The following is a 6461-nucleotide window of genomic DNA, read 5'->3' on the forward strand; positions in this document are numbered from 1 at the left end:
GCGCGATGCCGCATCCGCTCATCCGGGCGTCGGTCCCGTGGACGACTACGGCGATCGCCGTAGTGCTCGCCTGGATGCAGGCCGCCTCGCTCGCTGTTGTGTTCATCGCGACCGGTGCGGCCGTGGATGCGTCCGGTAAAGAAGGACTCGGCCCGGCGATCATCACCGCTACCGTCGGCGTCGTGCTCGCTGCCGTGACCTCGGGACTCAGCGGGCTACTCACCGTCCGCGCTCAGAGTGATGCGGAGGCCGTGCTGCGCCAGGGCGTGACGGACGTACTGTTCGATGGAGGTGTGCGTGCGGCGCCCCAATCCGGCGCGATGCTGGCGCTGGCCACCGGGGCCGTCGAGCGCACCGCCCGGTACCGTGCGGCCTTCCTCGGACCGACGCTCGGCGCCTTCACTACGCCATTGCTCATTCTCGGCATCATCGCGCTCACGCTCGATCCGTTCATCGCGGCCGTACTGGCGGTGCTCGTCGTGTTGGTGCCCCTGCTCATCGGAATCGCTCAGCGGGCGGCGGGGAACGCCGGTGCTGAGAGCCGTAGGCAGCGCGGGGAACTCGCCGCACAGTTCCTGCAGAGCATCCAGGGGCTGGGAACGTTGGTTGCTGCGGGGGCGGCGGAGCGGGCGGAACGTGACCTCGCCGCGCAGGGCGAGCGACACCGTCGTGCGCTCATGCGCGTGCTGGCTGCCAATCAGATTCTCATTCTCGTGATGGATGCTGCCGTCTCTCTCGGCGTCGTCCTGATGGCCGCGCTGCTTTCGCTGGTACGTGTCGGGAACGGGACGCTCACGGCGGGGCAGGGGCTCGCGATTGTGCTGTGCACGCTGCTCGTCATCCGACCTGTCGACCTGGTCGGACAGTTCTTTTACATTGGCATCGGCGGGAGGGCCTCGCAACGGGCCATCGGCGCCCACCTCGCACGCGAGCGTGAGCGCGCCGTACGGACGCAGACGGACGGATCGGTGGCGGAGACCGCTTCGATTGTCCTTCGCAATGTCACCGCTGGATGGACGCCGGACCGTCCTGTGCTGCGTGATCTGAGCTTTCGCGTAGAAGAGGGCGAGAGGGTCGTGCTGGTCGGCCCGAGCGGCATCGGGAAATCGACTGTTTCGGCGCTCATCCAAGCGCATCTAACGCCGGATTCCGGCAGGGTCGAGGTCGCGGGTGCCGTCACGACGGAGACATCGTCCGTCGGCATCCGACGTTCCCTCGCCGTCGTCGAGCAGCGGACCCACCTTTTTCACGGCACGATCGCAGACAATCTGCGTCTCGCCGATGCGTCAATCGACGAGGACCGCATGTGGAAGGCTCTGGAAGGCGCCGGTCTCGCCGCCGAGGTACGTGCCATGCCTGCGGGCCTGGCGAGCATCGTTGGAGAGCATGGACTCGCGCTCTCGGGCGGACAGAGCCAGCGTCTCGCGATTGCGCGGGCCTTCATCCGTGACGCCCCGATCCTTCTGCTGGACGAGCCGACCTCTCAGGTTGACTTGGCCGGGGAAGCGGCGTTCCTCGACAGACTCGACGGGCTGGCCGCCGGACGTACCGTGCTCATGATCGCGCACCGTCCTGCCGCGATGATCGCCGCCGACCGCGTGATCGATCTCTCATCCTCGGAGGATCATTGATGTCCACGAGACGGGGCCTCGCAGCTTGGCTCATCCTGCACACCTGGCCGTTGCTCTGGCCGCTGAGCATCGCGACGCTCGCTCGCATCGTCGGTGATCTACTGAACGTCGCCGTGCTGGTCGTCGCCGCCTACGGTCTGGGCCGCGCGATGATCGGTGAAGTGGTCGCAGTGTGGCCGCTCGCATTGACAATCGTCGTGCTGGGTCTCAGCAAGGCCGTGCTGAGGTACGTCGAGCATTATGCGGGGCACTGGGTTGCCTTCGCTGCTCTGCAGCGGCTGCGTGAGTTGCTGTTTCGCCGCCTCATCCCACATGCTCCCGCAGCCACGACTGGCAAGGCGTCCGCCGAGCTGACTGCACGAGCGACGGAAGACATCGACCGCATCGAGGTGTTCTTCGCGCACACGATCCCGCCGATGATCGCGGCAGTGGTCGTGCCTGCGGTAGCCCTGACGTGGTTCGCGGTCCAGGTCAACCCGCTTCCGGCTACCCTCATCGCCGTGCCGCTCGCGATCGCCCTGCTGCTGCCGTTCCTGGCCGCTCGTCGTACGGCCGCGGCCGCGCGAGAGGAGCTCGCCGCACGTGGCGAGGTCGCGGTGCATGTGGCCGATGACGTGCAAGGGCTGCGTGAGGTGATCGCCTTCGACGCACGTGATCTCCGCGATCGGGAGCGGCGCCGCAGGGAAGGTTTCGTACGTCACGCCCGTCTGCGCATTGCCGGTGCGGTCGCGGTGCGCGAGGTCGCTGAGCGCCTCCTGTGGGGTGCTGCTCTGCTCCTGGTCGTCGTTCACAGTGGTGATGCGCGGACAGCTGTGCTCGCGATTGCGTTGCTCGTCGGTCTTTGGCTGGGCGGTGCGGGCACCGATGACTTCGCCAGCGGGCTCGATGCCGCACTCGCAGCCTGTGATCGCGTGCGCCGTGTCGTCGATGCCCCGCCCCTGGTGACGGATGCCGGAACATCCAATCTGCCGGGGACGGACGCACTGATGGTCGAGTTTGAGGATGTCTCCTTCTCCTATCCGGAAGGCCCGCCGGCGCTCGAGCAGGTACGATTCCATGTTGCAGCCGGTGATTGGCATAGCCTCGTCGGGGTCTCAGGCAGCGGTAAGTCGACGATCGCTTCGCTCCTGCTGCGCGCACACGATGCCGGTCACGGTCGGGTGCTGATCGGCGGTCTCGGTGTGGCAGAGATGCCGTTGGAAGAGCTGCGGCGCATCGTCGCGGTTGTGGATCAGCGGCCGGTGTTGTTCCCCGGGACGGTAGCCGACAACCTTCGGCTCGCGCGACCCGCAGCCGAAGATGCCGAATTGGAGGAGGTGCTGCGGATCGTGGTGCTCGACGGTGATGCATTGCCTGATGGTGTGCGTACCAGGGTTGGCGAGCGTGGTTCGGCGCTTTCGGGAGGGCAGTTGCATCGAGTGGCGCTGGCCAGAGCGCTTCTGCAGTACCCGCGCGTGCTCGTTCTCGACGAGGCGCTCAGCCAGCTCGACGAGGCGACCGCACAGTTGGTGCGGCAGCGTCTCAGAGCGATGGTGTCGCGACCGACCGTGATCGAGATCACCCACCGCACCGATCTGCTTCCTGGCGACGCCGAGGTCAGTGTGATCGACCGCGGACGCGTCGTCGAGCAGGGGCGTGCGTCGGATCTGCTCGTCGTGGGCAGCGCCTTCGCACGACTGAACGCGCGGGTCTGAGGGGTGTGATCAGACGCCGTATTCCTCGCGGACCCGGTCGCGCAGCTGGTGGCTGCACGCCGTGACTGCGTCGTTCCAGGTGGTGTTCGCGTCGTCCTGTGCGCGGTCGGAGATGGCCTTCCAGATGCGGATCGGCACACCGAACTGGGCTGCAACCCAGGCGTAGGCGTAGGACTCCATGTCGACGAGCTTGCCGCCGAGTCCGAGGATCAGCTCGGCTGCGGCGGCATCGTCGATGAAGCTGTCGCCGGTGGCGATGACGGCGTCGCCGTCGCTGAGGATGATCTGTTGGGGCATCGACACGTGCTGCCCTCGGATGCCTTCCTCATCGATGACGTCGTGCTGGAAGGTCGCGTTGATGTCGTACACGCCTGCGTCTAGTTCTGGATCGAGGGCTCCTGCCGTGCCGACCACGAGGATTTCTTCGTATTCGCCGGCATCGAGCGCGCGAGTGAGGCCGTACGTGGCTTTGAGCTTTCCAGGCCCGGTCACCAGGCGATCAAAGCCGTCTAGCGGGTCGGGGAAGGCATCGAGTTCGGATTCGAGAGCGGCGACGAGAAGTTTCACGGTTCCATTCTCCCAGAGCTACGTTACGTCTCTTGTCGGAGTGTGCGCCGATATGGCGGATGCTGTGAAAAGCTGGGGGAGTGACGATAGTTCCTCCGGCCCCTGGTGAACCGCGACGCCCTGAGGGGCCGCGGGATCCGGGTGATGCGTGGGTCGTTGCAGATACGGGGGAAAGGTATTGGGGTCGCTTCGGTGCAGCAGGACTGCTCGCAGTGGATGCCGATCGTGGCATATTGCTGCAACACCGCGTCAGTTGGAGTCACTTCGGCGGAACATGGGGCCTTCCCGGTGGGGCCTTGCACGAGGGTGAGTCGGCGATCGACGGCGCCCTGCGCGAAGCGGCTGAAGAAGCCGGTATCCCGGAAGGTGCGGTGAAGCCGCGGTCCACGAGCGTGCTGGACTTGAAGATCTGGTCGTATACGACGGTCATCGCCGACGTGGTCACGCCGTTCGAACCGGTGATCAGCGACCCGGAGAGCGTGGCGCTGGAGTGGGTTCCGGTAGACGAGGTCACTGACCGGCCGTTGCATCCGGGGTTCGCTGATGCGTGGCCGCGCTTGCGTGAGCAGTTGGGCTGATCAGTCTTCGTCGCGTCCGCGTAGCTTGTCGATGTCTCGACGCTCGCGTTTGGTTGGTCTGCCCGCGCCGCGATCACGGAGGCCGAGAGCAGCCTGCGGTTCGCGTGGGGGAGTGCGTTCGTCGTAGGCGAGCGCAGCGACCGGTGCACCGACGCGTTTGACCAGGGTCTTACGGACGAAGAGGATGCGGTCGAATCCGCTGATGCGCACGCGCAGCTCATCGCCCGGCTTCACGGTCTGCGCGGCTTTGACCTTGTCGCCGTTGACGCGTACATGCCCTGCGCGACATGCGGTCGTTGCGGCGGAGCGGGTCTTGTAGACGCGGATGGCCCATAGCCAACTGTCCACTCGCACCGGAGCATCCGTCATGCTGTTCTCCTTGCACGCAGTGTCACCAGTGCGCCGGCGACGATGAGTCCTTGGCCGAGCGTGTAGGTGAGCATCACGAGAGGGCTCGTCCACTGGGGCATGGCGTCAGGGATGAAGAGGCGGAATGCAAGAACCGTGTCGCTGGTGAGGAAGAAGACGCCACCCCAGATCACGAGCGGGTGGCAGCGAGTGGAGAAGGCCGCGGTGCCGCCGAGTACGAGGCCGTAGACGGCGACCGCGATCAATAGCGGGCCGGTGTGTGGCCCGAGTACGGCGATCATCGCAACCCACCAGACGGCGTAGACCAGTGCCCACCATGGCATCCGTCGCACGCGCAGCACCCTGGCGAACAACACGATGTACGCGATGTGGGCGATTCCGAAGAACAGCAGCATGAGCGGCAGTTCGGGGCCGCCGGGGAAGAAGGTGCCAGCGCCGTCACCGATCCATGAGAGCACCACTGCCGCGAGGAGGAGAGCAATCGCACTCGGTGGGCGTAGCCGCAGCGCGAGCAGCACAGGGATCGTGAGCAGCGGCATCAGCCAGAGTTTGGTCGGGGCAGCGAGGTCGCTCTGCAGAGCGAGTGCCGTGACATGCACGATCGACATGACGATGTACGGGACGAACGACCACATCAGGGATGTTCGACGGAAGGTGCTGCGCTGCATGCCTCCATCGTAGATCGGTGCAGTCACATGTTGAGACTCAGGCTCACTAACGGGCGACCCGGTTTCGTGCTGGGAATCTCGGTGAAGCCGGCCGCGAGGAACGTTGACAGTGCGCCGTGGTACAGGTCGTTGACGCGGACTTCAGTGGTGGCGGTGTCGATCGGATAGCCCTCGACTACGTGGGCTCCGGATGCGCGGGCGAAGTTGAGGCCCGCTTCCAGCAGTACCGCGTTGAGACCCTGGCCGCGGTGCTCTTTTCTGACGACGAAGCAGGTGACGGCCCATGCGCTGTCATCGTCGAGTGGCTCACGCGTAGTGGTGACGATGTTGCGGGTGCGGGCGAGACGTCGTTGGGTGGGGCGAGGCCCGATACGGATCCATCCTGCGGCTTCACCGTCGACGTACGCGACGAGCCCGGGAGGTGGGCCGTCGGCGATCTCGTTCTGGAACAATGCCGTGCGCTCGTCGAGGGTCGTCGCGTCCCATTCTTTGTTGGTGAGCACCGGCCAGACGCACTGGCAGCTGCGGCCGTCACCGCCTCCGCTCAGCGCGTGCTGGATGTCTTCCCATATCTCGGCGCTGGCGAGCGCGGTCGTGATCGTCGGCATGCAGGGCAGGCTACGCCCGGGGTGAGACAGAGGCAAGATGTCTGGTTCGCGAAGGCGTCGCAGTGCGGCTAAGATAGTGGAGTTGCCTCCGCGTGAGCGAAGAACAACGGGCTGTGGCGCAGCTTGGTAGCGCACTTGACTGGGGGTCAAGGGGTCGCAGGTTCAAATCCTGTCAGCCCGACAGATTTAGGCCCGGAAACTCGCAAGAGTCTCCGGGCCTTTTGCATGTCCCGGAAGTACGTGAGACCCCAAAAAGAGGGTTATAGGGGCTTATAGGCCAAAAAGAGTGGATGGGTCCGGGCGTGTCATCCCCTTCCTGCCCATCCGGCGCGTGACCAGAGTCCTT

At 65.5% G+C, this 6461-nt stretch carries 6 protein-coding genes, 1 tRNA gene and 1 pseudogene; 4 read left to right on the forward strand and 4 right to left on the reverse strand.

Features of this window, described 5'->3' with window-relative positions; all coding sequences use genetic code 11:
• The first annotated feature begins 5 nt into the window (after positions 1-5).
• A complete protein-coding gene (locus ACSU04_RS18205; RefSeq protein ID WP_439290545.1) occupies positions 6-1631 on the forward strand; it encodes an ATP-binding cassette domain-containing protein in 1626 nt (541 codons plus the stop codon).
• Positions 1631-3325 (forward strand): ABC transporter ATP-binding protein, encoded by a 1695-nt coding sequence (locus ACSU04_RS18210; RefSeq protein WP_439285437.1) that lies wholly within the window; start codon positions 1631-1633, stop codon positions 3323-3325. The genes ACSU04_RS18205 and ACSU04_RS18210 overlap by 1 nt, the downstream gene beginning before the upstream one ends.
• A 9-nt stretch (positions 3326-3334) precedes the next feature.
• Here the strand turns inward: ACSU04_RS18210 and ACSU04_RS18215 are convergent, their stop codons facing one another.
• Positions 3335-3892 (reverse strand): nucleosidase, encoded by a 558-nt coding sequence (locus ACSU04_RS18215; protein WP_439285439.1) that lies wholly within the window; start codon positions 3890-3892, stop codon positions 3335-3337.
• An 80-nt stretch (positions 3893-3972) separates the two neighbouring features.
• Between ACSU04_RS18215 and ACSU04_RS18220 the strand changes: the two are divergent.
• Positions 3973-4464: pseudogene (locus ACSU04_RS18220) on the forward strand (NUDIX domain-containing protein); the annotation flags it as partial.
• A gap of 6 nt (positions 4465-4470) precedes the next feature.
• Here the strand turns inward: ACSU04_RS18220 and ACSU04_RS18225 are convergent.
• Genes ACSU04_RS18225 through ACSU04_RS18235 form a run of 3 tightly spaced genes read right to left on the reverse strand, consistent with a single transcriptional unit; the run spans position 4471 to position 6115 of the window.
• Complete coding sequence (locus ACSU04_RS18225; protein ID WP_439285441.1) at positions 4471-4839, reverse strand: RNA-binding S4 domain-containing protein; 369 nt, start codon at positions 4837-4839, stop codon at positions 4471-4473.
• Entirely contained in the window at positions 4836-5534 is a 699-nt protein-coding gene (locus tag ACSU04_RS18230; RefSeq protein WP_439290543.1) for a lysoplasmalogenase family protein, read from the reverse strand. Before ACSU04_RS18230 ends, ACSU04_RS18225 begins: the two co-directional genes overlap by 4 nt.
• Complete coding sequence (locus ACSU04_RS18235) at positions 5531-6115, reverse strand: GNAT family N-acetyltransferase (protein WP_439290544.1); 585 nt, start codon at positions 6113-6115, stop codon at positions 5531-5533. Before ACSU04_RS18235 ends, ACSU04_RS18230 begins: the two co-directional genes overlap by 4 nt.
• Before the next feature lie 107 nt (positions 6116-6222).
• Here ACSU04_RS18235 and ACSU04_RS18240 point away from each other — a divergent pair.
• A tRNA-Pro gene (locus ACSU04_RS18240) sits at positions 6223-6296 on the forward strand.
• The last annotated feature ends 165 nt before the right edge of the window (positions 6297-6461 follow it).

It is taken from the genome of Microbacterium sp. A84 (assembly GCF_051842815.1).
Classification (GTDB): domain Bacteria; phylum Actinomycetota; class Actinomycetes; order Actinomycetales; family Microbacteriaceae; genus Microbacterium.